This window comes from Cryobacterium aureum (assembly GCF_002954245.1).
Lineage (GTDB): Bacteria > Actinomycetota > Actinomycetes > Actinomycetales > Microbacteriaceae > Cryobacterium > Cryobacterium aureum.
Genome location: NZ_PPTG01000025.1, coordinates 120,932 through 141,617, shown reverse-complemented (window position 1 = coordinate 141,617; position 20,686 = coordinate 120,932). Strand labels below are relative to the sequence as shown.

General features: G+C 65.5%; 21 protein-coding genes and 1 tRNA gene. 11 read left to right on the top strand and 11 right to left on the bottom strand.

Annotation, left to right across the window (positions count from 1 at the left end; genetic code table 11):
- Positions 1-11: 11 nt before the first annotated feature.
- Positions 12-3,959 (bottom strand): Pls/PosA family non-ribosomal peptide synthetase, encoded by a 3,948-nt coding sequence (locus tag CJ028_RS09555; protein WP_105035018.1) that lies wholly within the window; start codon positions 3,957-3,959, stop codon positions 12-14.
- Between the two features lie 145 nt (positions 3,960-4,104).
- On the opposite strand from CJ028_RS09555, the gene CJ028_RS09550 reads away from it, so the two are divergent.
- The 4 genes from CJ028_RS09550 to CJ028_RS20940 all read left to right on the top strand — a co-directional run bounded on the left by CJ028_RS09550 (position 4,105) and on the right by CJ028_RS20940 (position 5,366).
- The gene (locus CJ028_RS09550; RefSeq protein ID WP_105035017.1) at positions 4,105-4,365 is read left to right on the top strand and encodes a hypothetical protein; all 261 of its coding nucleotides are present in this window, start codon (positions 4,105-4,107) and stop codon (positions 4,363-4,365) included.
- Between the two features lie 201 nt (positions 4,366-4,566).
- Entirely contained in the window at positions 4,567-4,722 is a 156-nt protein-coding gene (locus CJ028_RS20945; RefSeq protein WP_161498946.1) for a hypothetical protein, read from the top strand.
- Between the two features lie 125 nt (positions 4,723-4,847).
- Positions 4,848-5,033, top strand: coding sequence for a hypothetical protein (locus CJ028_RS09545; protein ID WP_129590452.1), 186 nt, complete (start codon positions 4,848-4,850; stop codon positions 5,031-5,033).
- On the top strand, positions 5,034-5,366 hold the full coding sequence (locus tag CJ028_RS20940) for a hypothetical protein (protein ID WP_161498945.1): 333 nt from the start codon (positions 5,034-5,036) through the stop codon (positions 5,364-5,366).
- A 690-nt stretch (positions 5,367-6,056) separates the two neighbouring features.
- Here CJ028_RS20940 and CJ028_RS09535 read toward each other — a convergent pair.
- Positions 6,057-6,863 (bottom strand): class I SAM-dependent methyltransferase, encoded by an 807-nt coding sequence (locus tag CJ028_RS09535; protein WP_205683994.1) that lies wholly within the window; start codon positions 6,861-6,863, stop codon positions 6,057-6,059.
- A 124-nt stretch (positions 6,864-6,987) separates the two neighbouring features.
- Between CJ028_RS09535 and CJ028_RS09530 the strand changes: the two genes are divergently transcribed.
- Together CJ028_RS09530 and CJ028_RS09525 are read left to right on the top strand one after the other, a co-directional pair.
- Complete coding sequence (locus tag CJ028_RS09530) at positions 6,988-7,761, top strand: helix-turn-helix transcriptional regulator (protein ID WP_105035014.1); 774 nt, start codon at positions 6,988-6,990, stop codon at positions 7,759-7,761.
- Positions 7,762-7,825: 64 nt separating this feature from the next.
- A complete protein-coding gene (locus tag CJ028_RS09525) occupies positions 7,826-8,203 on the top strand; it encodes a site-specific integrase (protein ID WP_161498944.1) in 378 nt (125 codons plus the stop codon).
- Positions 8,204-8,332: 129 nt separating this feature from the next.
- Here CJ028_RS09525 and CJ028_RS09520 read toward each other — a convergent pair.
- The 5 genes from CJ028_RS09520 to CJ028_RS09500 form a co-directional block, all read right to left on the bottom strand.
- Positions 8,333-8,407 (bottom strand) — tRNA-Arg (locus CJ028_RS09520).
- A gap of 125 nt (positions 8,408-8,532) precedes the next feature.
- The gene (locus CJ028_RS09515) at positions 8,533-8,925 is read right to left on the bottom strand and encodes a VOC family protein (RefSeq protein ID WP_105035012.1); all 393 of its coding nucleotides are present in this window, start codon (positions 8,923-8,925) and stop codon (positions 8,533-8,535) included.
- 110 nt (positions 8,926-9,035) lie between these two features.
- A complete protein-coding gene (locus CJ028_RS09510) occupies positions 9,036-9,533 on the bottom strand; it encodes an HNH endonuclease (protein WP_092112504.1) in 498 nt (165 codons plus the stop codon).
- A 347-nt stretch (positions 9,534-9,880) separates the two neighbouring features.
- Positions 9,881-10,699 carry a C40 family peptidase gene (locus CJ028_RS09505; RefSeq protein WP_240607176.1) on the bottom strand — a complete coding sequence of 273 codons (819 nt, stop codon included), beginning with the start codon at positions 10,697-10,699 and terminating at the stop codon, positions 9,881-9,883.
- A 267-nt stretch (positions 10,700-10,966) separates the two neighbouring features.
- Complete coding sequence (locus CJ028_RS09500; protein ID WP_105035011.1) at positions 10,967-11,686, bottom strand: iron-dependent transcriptional repressor DtxR; 720 nt, start codon at positions 11,684-11,686, stop codon at positions 10,967-10,969.
- A 131-nt stretch (positions 11,687-11,817) separates the two neighbouring features.
- On the opposite strand from CJ028_RS09500, the gene serC reads away from it, so the two are divergent.
- Positions 11,818-12,936: a phosphoserine transaminase gene (gene serC / locus CJ028_RS09495; RefSeq protein ID WP_105035010.1), complete on the top strand. Its 1,119-nt coding sequence runs from the start codon at positions 11,818-11,820 to the stop codon at positions 12,934-12,936.
- Between the two features lie 171 nt (positions 12,937-13,107).
- On the opposite strand, the gene CJ028_RS09485 is transcribed toward serC, so the two are convergent.
- The gene (locus CJ028_RS09485; RefSeq protein ID WP_240607175.1) at positions 13,108-13,689 is read right to left on the bottom strand and encodes a DUF3027 domain-containing protein; all 582 of its coding nucleotides are present in this window, start codon (positions 13,687-13,689) and stop codon (positions 13,108-13,110) included.
- Positions 13,682-14,062, bottom strand: a complete 381-nt coding sequence (locus CJ028_RS09480) for a cold-shock protein (RefSeq protein WP_092112494.1) — start codon at positions 14,060-14,062, stop codon at positions 13,682-13,684. Before CJ028_RS09480 ends, CJ028_RS09485 begins: the two co-directional genes overlap by 8 nt.
- Before the next feature lie 93 nt (positions 14,063-14,155).
- Here CJ028_RS09480 and CJ028_RS09475 point away from each other — a divergent pair, with 93 nt between their 5' ends.
- The 3 genes from CJ028_RS09475 (at position 14,156) to CJ028_RS09465 (ending at position 18,095) form a co-directional block, all read left to right on the top strand.
- Entirely contained in the window at positions 14,156-14,431 is a 276-nt protein-coding gene (locus CJ028_RS09475; protein WP_240607174.1) for a hypothetical protein, read from the top strand.
- 29 nt (positions 14,432-14,460) lie between these two features.
- The gene (locus tag CJ028_RS09470) at positions 14,461-16,323 is read left to right on the top strand and encodes a helicase-associated domain-containing protein (protein ID WP_129590451.1); all 1,863 of its coding nucleotides are present in this window, start codon (positions 14,461-14,463) and stop codon (positions 16,321-16,323) included.
- A gap of 116 nt (positions 16,324-16,439) precedes the next feature.
- A complete protein-coding gene (locus CJ028_RS09465) occupies positions 16,440-18,095 on the top strand; it encodes a DNA repair helicase XPB (RefSeq protein WP_105035005.1) in 1,656 nt (551 codons plus the stop codon).
- Between the two features lie 99 nt (positions 18,096-18,194).
- On the opposite strand, the gene CJ028_RS09460 is transcribed toward CJ028_RS09465, so the two are convergent.
- Entirely contained in the window at positions 18,195-18,917 is a 723-nt protein-coding gene (locus tag CJ028_RS09460; RefSeq protein ID WP_105035004.1) for a pyrimidine reductase family protein, read from the bottom strand.
- Positions 18,917-19,831, bottom strand: coding sequence for a dihydropteroate synthase (folP, locus tag CJ028_RS09455; RefSeq protein WP_105035003.1), 915 nt, complete (start codon positions 19,829-19,831; stop codon positions 18,917-18,919). Before folP ends, CJ028_RS09460 begins: the two co-directional genes overlap by 1 nt.
- A 140-nt stretch (positions 19,832-19,971) precedes the next feature.
- Between folP and CJ028_RS09450 the strand changes: the two genes are divergently transcribed.
- The gene (locus CJ028_RS09450; protein ID WP_092112483.1) at positions 19,972-20,664 is read left to right on the top strand and encodes a response regulator transcription factor; all 693 of its coding nucleotides are present in this window, start codon (positions 19,972-19,974) and stop codon (positions 20,662-20,664) included.
- The last annotated feature ends 22 nt before the right edge of the window (positions 20,665-20,686 follow it).

Genomic DNA, 20,686 nt, shown 5'->3' with positions numbered 1-20,686 from the left:
CTATTCCACGTTCACCGCTGCCACGGCGGCTGGAGCCAGGGCGTGATCGGGTTGCCCGACCAGAGAGCCCCCGCGGGCACCTGTTCGCCGCGCATCACGAGCGAGCCCGGGCCAACGGTCGCGCCAGCATCGATCGATGCGGCCGGCAAAATGACACCGTTGGGTCCGAGTGTTGCGCCCTCGGCGAGTTTGACCGTGTCGAGCTGCATGACGCGATCGTGAAAGAGGTGGGTTTGCACGACACAGCCGCGGTTCACGGTGCTGCCGTCGCCGAGCCGCACCAGATCTGCTTCGGGCAGCCAGTACGTCTCGCACCAGACGCCGCGCCCCACCGATGCGCCCAGCGTGCGCAGCCACACGGCGAGCGCCGGCGTGCCGGAGGCCTTTTCGGCGAACCAGGGGCGCGCGACCATCTCGACGAAACTGTCTGACACCTCGTTGCGCCAGATGAACGATGACCAGAGCGGATGCTCCGACGCATCGATTCGCCCCACCAGCGTCCACTTGACCACCGTCGTCACCCCGGCGGCCACCGCACCGACGGCGAGCATGACCACACCCGACACGGCGATCGCCGCGCCGAGGCCGAGCTGCAGCCAGAGCAGGTCGAGCAGGGCGAGCACGAGCAGCGCGATCCAGGCGGTGGTGAAGCCGGCCACGATGCGCAGCAGCTCCCACAGCGATCTGGCGACTTTCAGGCGAACGGGAGGGTGGAACGTGCGCGAGTCGTCAGCATCCGTTTGTTTGCGGCGCAGTCGCGAGGGCGGGTTGCCGAGCCAGCTCGACCCGCGCTTAGCCTTGCGCGGCGTCGACGAAAGCACCGCGACCAGCCCGTTGCGCGGCACGGTGCGACCGGGGCCGGCCATGCTGCTGTTACCGAGAAAGGCCTTGCGGCCGATCTTGGCCGGGCCGATGTGCATCCAGCCACCGCCGAGTTCATAGCAGGCGACCATGGTGTCGTCGGCGAGAAACGCGGCGGGCGCGATGGTCGTTAGCGAGGGCAGCAAGAGCACGGTCGACGCCTCGACGTCGACGCCCACCCTGGCGCCCAGCAGTCGCAGCCAGGTGGGTGTGAGCAGGCTCGCGTACAGCGGGAACAGCACGGTGCGGGCTCCGTCAAGGATGCGTTCGGTCATCCAGACCTGCCAGCCGATGCGGCTGCGCACCGGGTAATAGCCCTCGCGCAAACCCAATCCGAGGGCGCGCACGAAGCCGATCACGAGCAGCGCGTAGGCGAGGCCGCCCGCAACGACGGCGACCGGCATGATTAGGGCGGCGCGCAGCACGGCCGCGCCGAGGGTGTCGGCGTGCCCGACGACGGCGCCCACGATGATCGCGCCAAGCACGAGGGCGATCGTGGGGATGGCGGTCATCGCGACCGACCCGGCAGCGAAGGCGCCGAGCCAGCGGCTGGCTCTTGCAGGGCGTTCGGCCGGCCACGGTCGGCGAGCTGACCCGACCCGGCGCGCCGGGGAACCGGCCCACCGCTCCCCCGCCGGCACCCGCGACGAGACGGCGGCACCAGGTTCAATCTCGGAGCCGTTGCCCACGTGGGCGCCGCCGAGCAGGGTGCTGCGGGACCCGATGCGGGCATCCGCACCAATGTGCAGGTGGCCGATGCGCAGCACGTCGCCGTCGATCCAGTGCCCGGCCAGGTCGACCTCGGGTTCAATCGAGGCCTGGGCGCCGATGGTCATCAATCCGGTCACCGGCGGCAGCGAGTGCAGGTCGACGTCGGGGCCGATCTCCGCGCCGAGGGCCCGGGCGTAATAGCTGATCCAGGGCGCGCCGGCGAGGCTCGCGGCGTCGACGAGCAGCGCGATCTGCTCGGCCAGCCACAGCCGCAGGTGCACCGAACCGCCGCGCGGATAGTTGCCCGGCATCACGTCGTGCAGCAGCAGCCTTGAGGCAATCACGGCGATGAGCATCTTGCCGGGCGGGGTCACGAACAGCACAAACCCGAGCGCCACCCACCACCACGACAGCGTCGGGGCGAAGCTGGCACCATTCAGGCCCAGCAGATTGTTAATGATGGCCAGATAGACCAGCCAGCGGGCGCCGCTCAGCACGTGCAACGGAATGCCGAGCACCGTCTGGGCAAACTGACTGCGGGCCGGTGTCGGCAGCACCTGCCGCACCACGGTGGGCGTGGCGGGTGTTCGCGCATCGAGCTCCTCGGCGAGCGATCCGATGCGAGGGTGGTCATAGAGGTCGGCGACGGTGGTTTCGGGGTGTCGGGCGCGCACGGCCGACACGAACTGCGCCGCCGAGAGCGAGCCGCCGCCCTGGGCAAAGAAATCGTCGTCGGGACCGGTCACCGGCACCCCCAAAATGGATGCCCACGCCTCAGCCAGCCACGCTGCCGTCGTGGACAGCGCGGCCGCGTCGTCGTCCGAGGCGGGAAGCGGCCACGGCAGCGCTGCACGGTCGACCTTGCCGGAGGTGCGGGTGGGCAGCGCGTCAACGATCGCGAGCAGTGGCACGAGCGCGGCGGGGAGTACTTCGCGCAGCCGGATTAGAGCGGTCGGCCGGTCGAACGGAGCGTTCGCGTTGGACAGCGCGATGTAGCCGACCAGAACATGATTGCCGGCGGGGGTGGTCTGCACCACGGCGGCGCCGCCGGCCACTCCGGGAAGAGCGCTGAGGGCGGCATCCACTTCGCCGAGTTCGATGCGTCGGCCGCCGAGTTTCACCTGGTCGTCGGCGCGGCCGGCGAACACCAGCCCGGCCCGGTCGAAGCGTACGAGGTCGCCGCTGCGGTAGGCGCGTGCCCAGCCGAGCTGCGGGTGCGGCGCGTACTTTTCGGCGTCTTTCGCGGCGTCGAGGTAGCGGGCCAGGCCGACGCCGCCGATGATGAGTTCGCCGGTCTCGCCCTCGGCGACGCGACGGCCGGCGGGGTCGACGACTGCGAGGTCCCAGCCGTCGAGCGGCAGGCCGATGCGCATCTCGCCGACGCCGTCGACGAGGGCGCCGCAGGCGACGACGGTGGCCTCGGTCGGGCCGTAGGTGTTCCAGACTTCACGACCGCGGGTGGCGATGCGGGCGACGAGTTCGGGCGGGCAGGCTTCGCCGCCGAAGATGAGAAGTCGCACGGCTTCGAGCGATTCTTCCGGCCACAGGGCGGCGAGGGTCGGCACGGTCGACACGACGGTGATGCCATGAGTGATCAGCCACGGGCCCAGGTCGGCGCCGCTGCGCACCAGCGAGCGTGGCGCCGGAACCAGGCAGGCGCCGTTACGCCAGGCCAGCCACATCTCCTCACAGCTCGCGTCAAAAGCTACCGACAGACCGGCGAGCACCCGGTCTCCCGTTCCGATCGGCTCGCCCTGCAGAAACAAGCCGGCCTCGGCGTCGACGAAGGCGGCCGCTGAGCGGTGCGTGACGGCAACGCCCTTGGGCACGCCGGTCGAGCCGGAGGTGAAGATGACCCAGGCGTCGTCGTCGGATGTCGGAATGTTCTCGTTCGGAAAAACCAGGGCCGGGTCGTCAAATTGTTCAATGCGGCGAGAGCGCAGCGACTGCACGTCGAGCCCCTCACGCGGCGCGAACACGCTGCTCTCGCCGATGATACCGACCACGTGGGCCTCGGCGAAGACCAGCCGGGCGCGTTCCTCGGGGTCGTCGGCGTCAACCGGAACATAGGCGGCCCCCACGAACAGGGTGGCCAGAATGGACACGTACAGGTCGCGGGTGCCCGAGGGAATGCGGATGCCCACGGTGTCGCCGCGGCGCACACCGGCCAGGCTCAGCGCGTTGGCCTGCGCCTGCACGCGCCGCAGCAGACCGCGGTAGCTGATCGTGCCGGCCGCGTCTTCGAGGGCCAAAGCATCCGGATGCTGCGCCGCGGTTACCGCAAGGATGTCGGCCAGGGTACGGGCTGGCCTGGCCCGGTGGCCCGCCGCGAGCACAGATTGGGCGTACCCGCTGGCGCCCGCTTGGCTATGCTGGTGCTCGCTCACACGACTCCTCGTTCAGGTCGTGGCAGTACCGCACGCCGCGAAAGTACCAGTCTAGAACTCGCGGGTAACGCGCGGGTGAACGGTGCAGCAGGGTCACCCCGCGCATCGGCCCCGCAGGGGCGTAGCATTTGGGTGCGAAGCCTTCATGAAACGCGCATTCGCATTCGCTGCCCTGCTGGCGGTGCTGTGCGTTGGCCTCTTCGCCGGCCAGCCGCAGGCCGCGTTCGACACGACTCCGCCGCGACCCGCCCACGTCGTGATCGTTGTGCTCGAGAACCATTCCTACGGCCAGGTCTCCAACGAGCCGTATCTCACGAGCCTGCGCGCGAAGTCGGCGGTCATGACCAATTCGCACGGCGTCACGCATCGGTCCCAGCCGAATTATCTTGCGCTGCGGATCGGGTGACTATGCGCGCAAACACAATCCTCTCGCCAATTTCCCCTCCACCCGGATCAGCAGTTGCAACAAACCCTTTTCGGCCTTTCCGAGCGATTTCACTAAGCTTCCACGCGCGGCGCTGGTCGTCTGTGACGTGCTCAATCCCCGTTGCCGGGCCACAGGATAATAGGCGTTGATCCCGTCGGGACACGAACGGAGCGCTAAACCATGAAACACGTATCCAACTCCACCTGGGAGCGCCTGAAAGAAGAGTCGGCCGTTCACCTCTATGACGAGTTGCATCACGTTGCGCAGGACGCCTGCGCAGCCGTGGCCGATCCGGAGACGTCACCGATCACGGTGCAACGCCCCGTGGATTCCTGACCCCGCGATCGGTGCCGGGCAGGCCTCTGCAGCCTCGCCCCGGTCTGGTCGCCGGTCGCACATAGAATCGAAAGACGATCAGAAATATTGTGCGGTCGTGGGTCGGTTCTCTCACAATCCTTCTCGTGATTTCCGGTTGCGCGACACCCGGCGCCGTGGTGTCCAGCGCTGAACCCACCGTCGCCAGCACAGCAAGGGTCGCTGCCGAAACAGAGGCTGCAGCGCTCCTCACGGAAGCCGGAGTGGTCGGCGATTTGGCGGGCGCGGAGACCCTGCGCCGCGCCGCCGCCCCTCTGACGACCGGCGTGTAGGTGCTGATTCTTCGTGCCAGCAGCATTTACACGGTGGAATCACCCGAGGCGACGGCCGAACTGATCGTCATCGAGCGAAGACTATCAATGTGGTCTCCCGCAGGAGTCGACGATGTCAGTCCCGCGTGGAAGACGTCCACGCAAACTTCCTTATTCGGTGCCGACGAATGCAAGCTCATCCGTGATCTGGTTGTAGCCCCCTCATCCAACGCGGAAGACCAAACCGAGGCGCAGGATCAGGCAAAGTTGGTCGTTTCGGGAGCCGCACAAACGCAGGACCGTTGGGATTCCATGGAAGACACTCTCAACGAGTCGGAACAAAACTGCAGATAAACAGGGGTCCAGCCACGACTGCTCTCGCTTGGGCGACCGTGGACAACGTTCGTTCCGTCCGGCGTCATCCAGAAAAGGTTGCGACTCCCTGAAGGGATAGAGATAGCCCGTGAGCCGGTAGTACGCGACGGCTCGCAGCAACCCGCGGAAGCTCTCGCAGGTCCCCACCTCAACGCCACGGGCCTTGAGCTTAACTACCTGCTCGTCGACCGATAACCACTTCTTCATGTACTCCGCCATGAGTCTCCCCAGCAAAGAAAATCAGCCCGAGCCGTGAGGCGAGCGGGCTGATCGTGATGAAGTTGGCGTACCACAACCGGTCTTCCGCACCTTGAATCACAGCAGCGCCCCTCCCCTTCGGCGGATGGGCCTTCGAATTTCGAGCAAATTTAATCGGACCCACGACTCCGTCAAGCGGGTGTTATGTCTCATATCCCATGGGTTACAAGACATCGAGGTTACGCGACACGTCAGGTCTGCGCCGCGGTCGCAGGGCTGGCTGAACTTTTCCTTATCCGGGTGTCTCTGCGCACGGTGGTGCCCTCTAGGACAGGAACGGACGCCAGTGCGGAAATTGTCTTGCAACCCATCTGAGAATCGCCGCAATATCTGGCCGTTTCGCTCAGCGCTGAATGTCACCTCGCGGCGCGCGACGATGATTTTGGAATCAAAGGGTCGCGGTGCGACGGCTCAGTATGCGGTGGGGATCACACGGTAGATCAGTTCGCCGTGGAGGATAGAGATCCAGCCGTCTTTGCTTGCGGCCCACTCTTTCCACGCGTCGCTGATCTCCTGGAGATCTTCTGACGTCGCTAGTCCCGATTCGATGAGTTGCCCTGCAATCGCCGAGTCGAGGATGCGGTCGGCCCACATGCCTCCCCACCAGGCTCTCTCTGCGGGAGTGGAGTAGCACCAGGTGCTCGAGGTAGCGGTGACTTCCTCGAGCCCAGCGGCGTGAGCCCACGAAAGTAAGCGGCGTCCAGCGTCTGGCTCACCACCGTTGGCTCGCGCGGCGGCGCGATACAGCTCAAGCCACGTATCTAGGGCCGGGATCTGCGGCCACCAGCAGAAGCCGGCGTAATCGCTGTCGCGCACCGCCACGATGCCGCCAGGCTTGGTCACCCGCGCCATCTCGCGCAATGCTTGCACGGGGTCGGCGACGTGCTGCAGCACTTGATGCGCGTGGGCTACGTTGAAGGTGGCGTTGTCGAACTCAAGAGCGTGGATGTTTGCTGGCGAAAAATCGATATTGGTCACGCCTCGCTCGTTCGCTGTCACCCGGGTCAGATCGAGCTCGTCGGTGCCGATCTCGGTCGCGGTGACGCGCGCGACCAAGCCGGCGAGATCGGCCGTGATCGTTCCGGCCCCGGCGCCGATGTCAAGCAGATGGTCCGTGGGCTTGAGCAGCGGGAGCAGGTAAGCGGCGGAGTTCTCTGCCGTGCGAGAACGGTGCGATCGGAGAACGGAATCGTGGTAACCATGCGTGTAGATCGTCATGGAAGCTCCTTCAGCTTGTCGGGTCTCATCAGTCTCAGCTTGGCCAGCCAACCGGGGAGAGAGAAGGCCGTAATCTTCCTAGGAGCGCCGCACCCTTGTTGGCGAATGCAGAGGAGACCGACTGATGCACAATGAGCTTGGCGAATTCCTTCGGGCACGGCGAAGCGACGCAGAACTGGAGCCTCTGACGAACGCCGGTGCGAACCGCCGCCGGGTAGCCGGATTGCGCCGCGAAGAAGTGGCGACCGCGTCGGGCATCAGCGTCGACTATTACACGCGCCTTGAGCAAGGACGAGAAACACGTCCCAGTGACGCGGTGCTAGATGCGCTCGCGCGCGCGCTCCAGCTAGGCGTCGATGCCAGCGAGCATCTCTACCGTCTCCGCGCGGCTACCTCGCCTCCCCGGAGCGCGCGCGGAGATGAGTTCATACTCGGCCAACGCATGGCGGCTCTGGTCGAGGCCGTCCGGCCGAACCCCGCCTACGCACTCGACCGGCTGAGCAACATGGTCGCGGCGAATCCTGAGGGCCTGGCGCTCTACGACGGATTTGCCGATCTCCCGCCCGGGGAGCGAAATACCTGTCGGTACCTCATGACTGAAGATCGGGCGCGCGAGATCTTCGTCGAATGGGAGGAAGTTGCGCGCGGAGCCGTCGCCCACCTCCGCGGGGCCAACGCCGACAACCTTCACGACACCGAGTTGCAGGCGCTTGTCGCTGAGCTACGCGAGCAGAGCCCGCTATTCGGGGAGTGGTGGGACGGGCACATCGTCGAGCGCCGACGAGCCTCGCTCAAGCACCTACGCACCCAAGACGGCGGGACCATTGCCCGCCGCTACGAAGTGCTGCATCTCCCCGACGAAGGGGTACGCGTAACCATTTGGCTTCCAGAAACCTGACGGGATCGGAAAACGTCCGAGCCCCTGTCGCGCCACAGGCGACCGCTTCGCTCCGCCTCGGGCCGTGACCTGTGACTTTCGGTATTATGTGGCGGCGTTCGTACGCGACCGCCGGCTACCGTCCAACCCGGCGCGCGGCGTAAACCTACCCCGCAAGGTCGGTAAACAGCGGCATGACCTCACTCACGCGCAGGTGCAGATTCTGGCCGACGAATCCCGCCACAATGCAACGCTGGTGCTTCTGCTCGCCTACACCGGCCTGCGCTGGGGCGAAGCGGTCGGACTGCACGTGAACAGCCTCGACCTGGCGCAACGGCGGGTGCTCGTGCAAACGAATGCCGTGCGCGTCGGCCGCCACATCGTCATCGGCTCCCCCAAGGGCTACGCGGCCTCCAAACCACTGGCGCGGCGTCGCCTTGGCAAGCTGAAATGCCAGAATTGAGCCGTTTCAGCTGCTTCAGATCACACCGAAATTTTTTGAAGTGTGGGCAAAATGTGGGCAAACGGCCATTCCTGAGAAGACAAAAACCCTACAGCCCAGTGTTTACAAGGGATGCAGGGCCTTATAGTATGGTGCCCCTGGAGGGATTCGAACCCCCGGCCATTTCCTTAGGACGGAATTGCTCTTCCACTGAGCTACAGAGGCTGGTCCCGCAAGTTTAGCCGGTCCCGCCGGTCGGCTCGCCCGACCAGCGCGATCGCCGACAGCGCACTGCGGTCCCCTCACCTCGCGAAGGCACACTCCACCCGGCCAGTTCCCCTTCGACTTCGCTACCTGGCCATGTGCACAATCTGAATGAGGTTGCCGCAGGTGTCATCAAGAACCGCAGTGGTCACCGGGCCCATGACAGTGGGCTCCTGGGCGAAGCGCACGCCATGGCCGAGAAGCCGCTCGTACTCCGTCTCAACGTCGTCGACAGCAAACTGCGTGAACGGGATTCCGTCAGCAAATAGGGCGTCTGTGAACGACTTGGCAGCCGGGTGACCGCTGGGCTCGAGCAGCAGCTCGATGCCGTCCGGGGATTCTGGGGACACAACGGTCAGCCACCGATCGGTGCCGCCGAGCGGCACGTCGTGCTTCTTCACAAAGCCCAGCACCTCCGTGTAGAACCGCAGCGCCTTCGCCTGGTCGTCCACGAACACGCTCGTAATCGCGATTCTCATGTCGGTCCTCCTTCTGTAGTGCCCCGCGGCGGCTGGGCGCGAGTTTGCTCGCTGGACGCATCATCGATCATGCGCCCAGGCCGATCGCCAGCCAAGAAACAGACGCGCAGCTACGCGGCCGGAGCTAGGTAGGCGTCCCATTCCTGCTCGGGCCGTTCGACGCCGCGCACGATCCAGGTCGTGCCCTGCGGCATCCGTGGGGTGAATCGCAGCTCCCAGCCCATTTCGGCCGGGGTGTGGTCGCTTTTGAGGTTATTGCAGCGCAGGCAGCAGGCGGCGAGATTGTCCCAGGTGTCGCGGCCACCGCGCGACCGCGGCAGCACGTGGTCGATCGTGGCAGCCGACTTGCCGCAGTAGCAACACCGGTGCTCGTCGCGGCGCAAAACCCCGCGGCGACTCACCGGAACCAGGCGCGACATGGGGATGCGCACGTATCGGGTGAGCAGAATGACGCTCGGGCGATCCCACGAGCCCGAGGCCGCAAAGACGGGGTGGTTTTGATCGGACTGTACGATCGTCGCCTTCTGGTTCATCACCAGAATGAGCGCTCGTTTGAACGAGACGACGGCGAGGGGCTCATACCCCGCATTGAGTACCAGTGTGCGCATGCGCTCCCTTTCGAAGGAGGCTGGACGGCTTCCAGCCATTCGAACTACATCCGATGCGTAAAGAACAGGAGCGTGGCAGGGCGAAAAATATTACAAAAAAAGGCGCCGTCACAATGACAACGCCTTCTGGCTGCTCACGCAGCTCTTCTCGCTCTGACAACTATGCCGAAAGCACTCGCGACCGCGCACATCCATGGTGTGGATAGTGCGTCGCTCATGCATTGGCTCTCCTTACGGCCCTACAAACTACATCAGGGCACTAGGTTAACCCACAAATGGCGCATCAGGTGAACCTGAATGCGCCATTTGTGTGAGCTGTTACCGAGTGTTCACCGCCGGGAGGCGAATCAGATGCCAATCCGCACGATGTAGTAGTCGCTGGTCCAGATGGGCTGGATCCGTACAGATTGGCCGGTGTACGGCGCGTGCAGAATGTTTCCGTTGCCCGCGTAGAAGCCGTCGTGGCCGTCCATGATCACGAGGTCGCCGGGTACGGCGTCTTCGATGGAGATCTTCGTTCCGGCTGCTGCCTGGCCCACCGAGGAGTGCGGCAGGCTGATGCCGAACTGCGCGTAGACGTACATAATGAAGCCGGAGCAGTCGAAGCCGGCCGGGGTGGCTCCACCGTAAACATACGGTGTGCCCTGATACTGCGAGGCCACATTGAAAACGGATGCGAGATCAAAATTCGGGTAGGTCGGGTCAGCCAGGAAGTCGGCAACGCTCGGTCCGGAGTAGCTCGCGGCGTAGGAGGTCATCTGCGCGGCGACCTCAACACGGCGGGTTTCCGCGGCGGCGGCAGCAACGGCTGCGGCAAGTTCTTCGGGGGTGGTCGCGGTGAATCCTTCGCGAGCGACGCTCACTGTGGCGGCTTGGGCATCCACTTCAACGGCCTGCGCCTGCGCCTTGGACATCTCCGTGGACTCGGTGGCTTTGAAGGAGGCGTCCTTCGAACCGGGAGCGAAGGCATATGCAGGGAGAGCCATTGTGGCAACCAGGCCGGTAGCGAGGGTCATGACAACGATGTTGGCGATGCCGCCACGGCGCTTCTTCGGGGTCGCGCGCGGCAGTGCCCGGTGGGAGTGTGCCGACGATTCCACTTTTTCCAGGGAATCGGATGCTCGGCTCAGCCCGCGTTTGGACCTTCTCGTTCCTAATGCAGCCAAAGTTTCAACCTCCGGCGCCTCGACAACACTAGGTCGTTGTCCCGTCCACTTCGCTAATCGCGGGTGTGTTCCTAGTCAAGAGACGGGCGAGCAGGCGTCTTGACAAGAGTCCTTCGACCGTTTCTGGTCTGTGGGACATCCCCGAGGCTACAAGACGCTTGCCCATTTGTCACCCTGAAACGGCACTTTTCTAACGGATTGGTAACGGACCGGCCAACAGGTCGAGACGACTGGCTTGATTCGCCGAGCTGCGAACCCCGCGCGATGTCAGTGAGCGACCGGGCTATAGCCGGTCGGCGTGGTCACGAAAACGTGTCCGGCAACCTCGTTGGGCAGTTCTAATCCGGCACCAAAACCTTCGACCTGTACTAGAACGTACGATCCGGCGGTCGAAAACACCCCGGTCGCGCCGGGCATCACGCCGCTCTGCTTGAGCTGCAGCAGCAACTCCGGATCGAACTGCACGGGTTCACCGAGACGACGGATGACCGCGGTCACCGGCACGGTCGAACTCGCCACCACCGACAGCACGTTGGTCACGCCCGCCATGAAGGCGACCGCCGGGGAATCACCGAGTTCGTCGAGGCCCGGAATCGGGTTGCCGTATGGGGACTCGGTCGGATGACCCAGCATTTCCAGAATCTTGCGTTCGACCTGCTCGCTCATCACGTGTTCCCAGCGGCAGGCTTCGTCGTGCACGAACTCCCACTCGAGTCCGATCACGTCGCTGAGTAGGCGTTCGGCCAGGCGATGCTTGCGCATCACGTGCACCGCCTTGCTGCGGCCGGTCGGGGTCAGTTCGAGGTGCCGATCGCCGGACACGATGACGAGGCCGTCACGTTCCATGCGCGCGACGGTCTGCGACACGGTCGGGCCGGAGTGTCCGAGACGCTCGGAGATGCGTGCCCGCAGGGGCACGATCTGTTCTTCCTCCAGGTCGAGGATCGTGCGGAGATACATTTCGGTGGTGTCGATCAGATCGCTCATCCGCAGCCCTTCATTCGGCTCGTGCGCGCACCGTTCATCAAGAAGTGAAAGGTGCTTCGTTGGCGGCCCCGGCCGGACCCACACAGCGTCACAAGCCTACCCGCCCGCGGCTGGGCAACTAGAATCGCCGTATGGCCGACCTACTAATACCCACCGATCTGCTCCCCCTCGACGGACGATTCGGCTGCGGTCCATCGAAAATCCGTCGCGAACAGCTGGATCACCTGCTCGGATTCGGCACCGGAGTGCTCGGCACCTCGCACCGCCAGGCACCCGTGAAAGACCTCGTCGGTCGCGTGCGCGGCGGCCTCGGCGAATTGTTCCGCATTCCCGACGGCTATGAAGTTGTGCTCGGCAACGGCGGCTCGACCGCCTTTTGGGACGCCGCAGCCTTCTCCCTCATCGAAAACCGCGCGCAAAACCTGGTCTTCGGGGAATTCGGCGGCAAGTTCGCCAAAGCCGCCGCTGCCCCGTGGCTCGAAGCCCCCGACGTGATCAAGGCCGGTACCGGTTCACGCAGCGACTTCGTCGTGCGCGATGGCATCGACGTCTACGCCTGGCCCCAGAATGAAACCTCAACCGGCGTCATGGCCTCGGTTACCCGGGTCGACGGCGATGCCGGCGCCCTCACCGTCATCGACGCCACGAGCGCCGCCGCCGGCATCGACTTCGACGCGAGCCAAGCGGATGTCTACTACTTCGCCCCGCAGAAAAACCTCGCCTCCGACGGTGGCCTGTGGATTGCCCTGTTCTCCCCCGCCGCCCTCGAGCGCGTTGAACGCATCAATGCGAGCGGCCGGTACATTCCCGAGTTCCTCAGCCTCAAGAACGCCGTCGACAACTCGCGCCTGAACCAGACGCTGAACACGCCGGCCCTCAGCACGCTGCTGCTGATGGAAAACCAGATCGACTGGATCAACCAGAGCGGCGGACTGACGTGGGCGTCGGCACGAACGCAGGCATCGTCGTCCGTTTTGTATGACTGGGCAGCCGGCGTCGACTACGCGACCCCGTTCGTGGCCGACCCGACACACCGCTCACAGGTTGTCGTCACGATCGACTTCGACGACGCCATCGACGCGTCAGCCATCAGCAAGACGTTGCGCGCCAACGGCATCGTCGACACCGAGCCGTACCGCAAACTCGGCCGCAACCAGCTGCGCATCGCGACCTTCACTGCGATCGACCCTGAGGACGTCAAGAAGCTCGTGGCGTCCATCGAGCACGTCGTCGGACACCTCGAGAACTAGCGAAGGGAAGGATCGGGCATGCGTCTCTGGTTGAAAGACAGCGAGCGTCGGCCCGATCCGCTGCCCGCCCGAACGGATGCCCGCAAGGCGCTGTTCGTCGGTACCCTGCTGTGGCTGGTCGCGCTCGGCGCCGCCCTCGTCGTTGAGGTAACGGCGCCGACAGCGTCAGACTCAGGGTCGGCGAGCGCGCCGGGAGCGGGTTGGTGGCTGTGGTGCACTGTGATCGGTGTCGGCCTCGGCCTCGTCGGTCTCGCCTGGGTTCAGTTCCGCCGCCGCTAGCGCCTCGTCGAAGTCGATGCCGTCGAGCGCGTCGAGGGAATCATCCGCGTCGTCGTCGAGCGCCTCTGCGTCCTCGTCCGAGTCGTCATCCGACTCGTCTTCGTCATCGTCAGACTCGTCGTCGTCGGTGTCGTCAGCATCCGCGTCATCGTCGAGGAGGCGATCCGACCACGGCACCCACTCGGGCGCGAGCAGCGAGTCATCGCCGGGCGTGAGCTCCGTTTCGAGCACCTTCGGCTCAGAGTTCTCGTCGACCCGCGCGAGGCTGACGGTCCAGCGCCAGCCCGGGTAGCCGGTCATCAGGCAGTCGAACAGCAACGACACCACGAGGTCACCCTCGTCAATGTGGCCGATGACCTCGCCAATGGTGTCGTCGGTGGTGATCTCCAGCAGCGCCGCGCGCGCCAGCTCAACGGCCGCGAGCAGGGTGGCGTCGGTCGGCCGGGTGGGCTGTGCGTCGGTCAGCTCAGGCATCCAGTTCCTCGGCAACCTTGCGCAGCATCGCCGCGATCTTCTTGCTGTGGCTCGACTCGGGGTAGCGTCCGCGCTTGAGGTTGGTGCCGATACCATCGAGCAGCTTCACGAGGTCTTCCACGATGATGGCCATATCGTCGGCCGGCTTGCGGTTGAACTTGCTCAGGCTCGGCGGTGCCTCGATCACTCGTACCGAGAGCGCCTGGGCGCCGCGTTTGCCGTCGGCGATACCGAATTCGAGCTTCGCGCCGGCCTTGACGGTTACGCCGGAGGGCAGGGCGGAAGCGTGGAGAAAGACCTCTTGACCGTCATCGGATGTGATGAAGCCAAAGCCTTTCTCTTCGTCGTAAAACTTGACCTTGCCGGTGGGCATCTGAACCTCACTGAGTTTTGGGCGCACAAAAGAGCGCGGGGTGTGAACCCAGCATATTCGGTTGTGGCACCGGCGTGCCCGTATCCTTAGTGGGTGACCAATCAAACTCCACATCCCGTCAGCCGGCTTGAGCGGGTTCTCGCCTATATGGTGGCGAGCGTGGTGGGGCTGTCAATTCTGGCGTTCCTCGCGGTGATCATCGCGACCGCCATGGGCGTCGGCGCCAATGACGGATTCAGCCGTGGTATTTGGCCGCCGATCTTCATTCTGCTGCGCTTCGGTCTGCCGGTCGGGTTCGTGCTCATCATCGCGCTCATGATTTCTGTGGGAGTGCGCCGCAGTCGCGAAGCTCGACGAGACCGCGAGTAATGCTCGGCCTCGCATCGAGACTTCGGGCCATGCCCGATGCCGAGCTGCGGCATGTTATCGGGGTGCGCGGCGTTTCTGCGAGCGGCATCCGTGACTTCTTCGATCTGGCCGAAGCCCTGCTTGACCCGGGCAATGTGCAACTAGCCTTGGGCCACCTCGACCGAGGGACGCTCGCTGTTCTGGCCGTGGCCGCACAGCTCACGAGCAGCAATTCCGTACCCACCCTGCAGGCCGTGACCAGCCGACTGGGCGAATTGGGTTCGACCGAGGTCACGCTGACCGACGTCACCCGCCGGGTCGACGCCCTGCACGCCCTGCTCCTCGCCGATCACACCGACGGATGCTGCATTCCTTACGACGCCGTCGCGTCTCATCTGGCGCACTGGCCGGCCCAGGGTCTACCTGCTGCCGCCGACCTCGCCGTCGCCCTGCCTCCGGCGTCCCTCGCCGCAATGCCAGACAGCGAGCTCGCCTTCATTGACCAGCTCGCCGCCGAACGCGCCTTCGCGGTCGTGTCATCGATCGCCGAGCTGGTCAACGAGCTGAGCCGCGAGCCCGCCCGGCAGCTCAGCCGGGGCGGCCTCGGCCTGCCCGACACCAAACGCCTGGCCGCCGTAATGACGGTCGACGTCGATCTGGTGGCCCCCATCCTGGCCTTGGCATCCCGGGCCGACCTGCTCGCCCGCTCGAACGGTTATTGGATGGAGACAGAGGCCGGCGAAGCCTGGCTGCTCGAGCGTACGACCGCACGCTGGGCGGCTCTGGCCGCGGCCTGGCAGGCGGCGCTCCCGCCGATCGTAGCCGATATCCTGCCGCGTCAGGCCGGGCTGCTCTGGGGTGACGGCCTCACCGCGTTCATCGTTTGGCTGTATCCGGCCGGTGGCGAGTGGATGCTCGCCCAGCTCACCGAGTTCGCCCGCGACGCCGAGTTGCTCGGCATCACCGCCCATGACACCACCAGTACGGCCGGCGCGAGCGTGCTGCGCGGCGACCTCCAGGCGGCCGTGGACACCATGGCGACCGCACTGCCAGCCGAGGTCGGCGCCGTCTATCTGCAGCACGACCTCTCGATCGTCGCGCCGGGTCCGCTCGCACCGTCCATCGACTCCCGGCTGCGCGGGATGGCCGACGTGGAAAGCCGAGAGCTGGCGTCGAGTTACCGCATCACCGCGGCATCCGTCAATCGCGCCCTGGCCGCAGGCGAGAACGCCGACTCGCTGCTGGCCTTTCTCGCGGCGATATCGCTCACCGGCATTCCCCAGCCGGTCGACTACCTCATCAACGAGTCGGCCTCGCGGTACGGTCGGGTGCGAGTCGGAGACCTTAGTGGCGTGCCGAACGCCCCGGTCGCTGCGCCCGGAGATGAGACAGTTTTTCTGAGCTATGTCAGGTCAGCGGATGCCGCGCTGCTCGGCACCATCGCCGTCGACCAGACTCTCGCGCCGCTCGCGCTCGTGCGCGCCGGAGACAACGAACACTTGCTCAGTCGCTTCGCCGGTGACGCCGTGTTCTGGGCGCTCAGCGACGCGCGGTATCCGGTCGCCGCCGAAGATGACCTCGGCGAGATCGTGCACCTTCGCCGCCACCAGATCGCGCACGTCACGCTGACGCCAACTGTCGATGCTGCCCTCAACCTGGTCCAGAAACTGCGGCTCGGCGCCGAAAGCGGCGTGTCCGTAGCGGATGCCTGGCTCGCCCGCCAACTCGACACCGCCATCAAGGCCAAGCAGACCATCCTGGTCAGCATTGCGATGCCGGGTGGCGCGGTGGTGGACTACCTGCTCGAACCGGCTAGCGTCAGCAACGGACGCTTTCGGGCTAGGGACCGCCGCGCCGATATCGAGCGCACCTTGCCGCTGAAGAGCATCCTCAGCATTACCCCTGCCCCCTGACGGCCGCGCTGCTGCTGGCCGCTGGACAGGACCACAGACAGACGAGAGTCATGAGTGCGTGCGCGATGGCATCCACTGGACAGGACCGCGGAAGGACGAGAGTAGGATTGAGCGCTATGTCTGATGGCCCCCTGATTGTCCAAAGTGACCGCACGGTGTTGCTCGAAGTCGCCCACCCTCTTGCCGAGGATGCTCGTCACGACCTCGCCGTTTTCGCCGAGCTGGAACGCGCGCCCGAACACATCCACACCTACCGCATTACGCGGCTCGGCCTGTGGAATGCCCGTGCAGCCGGGCACGATGCGTCCGACATGCTCGCGACGCTCGAGAAATATTCCAAATTCGCCATACCGCAGACAGTCAGCGTGGACATCACCGAGACCGTCGGGCGCTACGGCCGACTCGTCATCGAGCGCGACTCTGAGGGCGCGCTCGTGCTGCACAGCAGTGACCAGGCAGTGCTCACCGAAATCGCCGGAGCCAAGCGAATCGCGCCACTGTTGATCGGGCATCCGTCACCGGAGTCGTACCTGGTTGGGCCGTGGGCTCGCGGCCAGCTCAAGCAGGAGCTGGTGAAACTCGGCTGGCCCGCCGAGGACCTCGCCGGATACACCCCAGGGACCCCGCACGACATCGCTTTGAAGGAGGACGGCTGGGCGCTGCGCGACTATCAGAACAAGGCCGTCGCGAGCTTCTTCGACGGCGGCAGCGGCGTGGTCGTACTGCCGTGCGGCGCCGGCAAGACCCTCGTCGGCGCGGGAGCCATGGCCACCGCGAAGACGAACACGCTCATTCTCGTGACCAACACGGTGTCAGCCCGCCAGTGGCGTGACGAGTTGCTCAAGCGCACCACCCTCACCGCCGACGAGATCGGCGAGTACTCCGGCCAGGTGAAAGAGGTCAAGCCGGTCACCATTGCGACCTACCAAATCCTCACCGCGAAGCGTAAGGGCGAGTACGCCCACCTCGAGCTGCTCGACGCTATGGACTGGGGACTGGTGATCTACGACGAGGTGCACCTGCTGCCCGCGCCGGTGTTCAAGCTCACCGCCGAGCTGCAGGCCCGCCGCCGCCTCGGCCTCACCGCCACGCTCGTGCGTGAGGACGGCCGCGAGGGCGACGTGTTCAGCCTGATCGGCCCGAAGCGCTTCGACGCCCCGTGGAAGGAGATCGAGGCCCAGGGCTTCATCTCCCCGGCCAACTGCTACGAGGTACGCATCGACCTGCCGCAGTCCGAGCGGCTCAGTTACGCCGCTGCGGCCGACGATGAGCGTTATCGCATGGCCGCGACCGCACCGGCCAAACTCGGCGTGGTGCAGGCGCTGATCAAAAAGCACGAGGGCGAACGCATCCTGGTGATCGGCCAGTACCTCGACCAGATCGACGAACTCGCCGAGGTCTTGAACGCCCCGCAGCTCACCGGCGCCACGCCGATCGACGAACGCGAACGGCTGTACCAGGCGTTCCGGGTGGGCGAGGTCAAGGTGCTCGTGGTGTCGAAGGTTGCCAATTTCTCGGTCGACCTGCCCGAGGCGACCGTGGCCATCCAGGTGTCGGGTTCGTTCGGCTCCCGCCAGGAGGAGGCCCAGCGACTCGGCCGCTTGCTGCGCCCGAAGGAGTCCGGCCTGTCGGCGAACTTCTACACCCTCGTCGCCCGCGACACCGTCGACCAGGATTTCGCCCAGAACCGCCAGCGTTTCCTGGCCGAGCAGGGCTACAGCTACACGATCCTCGACGCCCAGAGCCTCGAAGCCCAGTCCGTGGCAATCTGACCCCGTCACTACGGACGGGGCCCGGGCCCCGTCCCTGGGCGCAGCTTATAAACTGGGCCCAGGGACGTAAGGTGGCCCAGCGGATACCGCCGGCCTGAGTCAGGATTGTCGGCGGGCGTAGCGCAGAAAGAGCATGTCGCCGGCGCGCAGCACGTGCCCCAGCTCCATGGCGCGGGTTGCAGCAGTGGCGCCGATGGCGATGCGCCCGGCGAGACCGCCCTCAAGCACCGGGCTGAGGCTCAGGCACAGCTCGTCGACGCAGTCCGCCGCGATGAGCGAGGCGAACAGGTGCGGACCGCCCTCGCACAGGATCTGGGGCAGGCCGCGCTCGGCGAGCGCGACCACAACCCGGCGCGGGTCTACCTGCTCGTCGCCACAGACGATCACGTCGGCCACCTCGGCGAGCGCGGCCCGCCGGCCGGCCGGCGAGGCGCCATGGGTCAGCACAATGGGTCGGGTCGCCGCTTCCGTGAAAAGCGGATGCGCCGGGTCCAGAGCCAGCCGCCCCGACAGGACGGCCAGCGGGGGCTGGGCGGCCAGGCCCGCCTGCACGCGCCAAGCCGCGTCATCCGCTGAAAATTGAATAGCACCATAACCCTCGGCGCGCACCGTTCCGGCGCCGACCAGGATCACATCGGTGAGCAGCCGCAGGGTGTCGAAGACCAGCTTGTCGTCCGCATTGCCCAGGCCGCCACTGAGGCCGTCAACCGTGGCGGCACCGTCAAGGCTCGTGATGAAATTCATCCGCACTCGCGGATGGGACCGATCGGTCACCCGGTAGTGCTCGAGGAGTTCGGCCCGTGGCGGCAGTTTGGCGCGCATCAGACGAGGTTGTGACGCTCGTAGGCGGGCTGGCGAAACCCGAGGATCGCCTCGGTCATGCGCACGGCGTCGACGGCGGCCCGCACGTTGTGCATGCGCACGATCCGTGCACCCTGCAAAATGCAGACCGTCATGGCCGCCAGCGATCCCTCGACCCGCTCGCCGCGCGCACGGTCGAGGCTCTCCCCCACGAAGTCCTTGTTGGAGACGGCAACGAGGGTGGGCAGACCGAGCCCGGTGATCTCACCGAGCCGCCGGGTCAGTTCGAGCGAATGCCGGGTGGTCTTGTTGAGGTCGTGGCCCGGGTCGATGATGATCCGCTCTTGCGGTACCCCGCGCCCGATGGCCCGCTCCACCCGAGCGAGCAGAAACGCACTGACCTCGGCCACGACATCGTCGTAGTGCGGCGCCGGGTAGGGCATCCGCGGGGCGGCCAGGCTGTGCGTGATCACCAGGGTGGCAGTACTGGAGGCGACGACGTCGGCCATGGCCGGGTCGTGCACACCGGTCGTGTCGTTGATCACGTGGGCACCGGCGGCGATGCTTGCGGCGGCGACGGCTGGGTGAAAAGTATCTACCGAGATCACGACGCCGGAGCCGCGCAGTGCTTCGACGACCGGAACCACCCGGTCGATCTCCTGCTCGATTGGCACCGCCGGCCCGGGCGCGAACTTGGCACCGCCGATATCGATCCAGTCGGCCCCGTCTGCAATAGCCTGATGGGCCGCCACAACGGATGCGTCGAGAGCGAACGTTGCGCCCTGGTCATAGAACGAGTCCGGGGTGCGATTGATGATGGCCATCACGGCCACCTCGCGATCGAAGTCGAAGGTGCGGCCGCCGATAAATCGGCGCGGGGCATCCAGCTGAGGCATCGCCACGTCTGTGCCGGAGCCGATTCTCGTGCGGGTCATAGCGGTCCTCAGATTGAAACAGTCGACTGGTTCTTCCATCATGTCGGTAATTCGGGCTGCACACCTGTTATCGGCGGCCGATCCCAACACGCACCGTTCACTTTCAGCAAAGCCCCAGCTAACGCGCAGATACTAGGGGCATGACTGACGGCCCCCGCATCCTTATCGTCGATGACGAACCCAATATCCGCGACCTCCTCACCACCAGCCTCCGTTTCGCCGGCTTCGCCGTGCGCGCCGTTGGCAATGGGGCGCAGGCCATCTCCGCCGTGCTTGAGGAGGAACCAGACCTCATCATTCTCGACGTCATGCTCCCCGACATGAACGGTTTCGGGGTCACCAAGCGTCTGCGTTCGGCCGGTTACACCGCCCCGATCCTCTTTCTCACTGCCAAAGACGACACCGAGGACAAGATCACCGGTCTCACCGTCGGCGGCGATGACTACGTGACCAAGCCGTTCAGCCTCGACGAGATTGTCGCCCGCATCAAGGCCATCCTGCGTCGCACCATGCACGCCGACGAAGATGCCGTGATTCGCGCCGGGGAGCTCACCATGGACCAGGACACCCACGAGGTTCTCGTGGGCACCGAGGCCATCGAGCTGAGCCCAACCGAGTTCAAGCTGCTGCGCTACCTCATGCTCAACCCCAACCGGGTGCTGTCGAAGGCGCAGATCCTCGACCACGTCTGGGAGTACGACTTCAACGGTGACGCCGGGATCGTGGAGAGCTATATCTCCTACCTGCGTCGCAAGGTCGACGTGCACTCCAGCGAACCGCTGATCCAGACCAAGCGCGGCTTCGGTTACATGCTGAAGGCTGCCAAGGCATGATCCATGGGGCTTAGGCACAGCG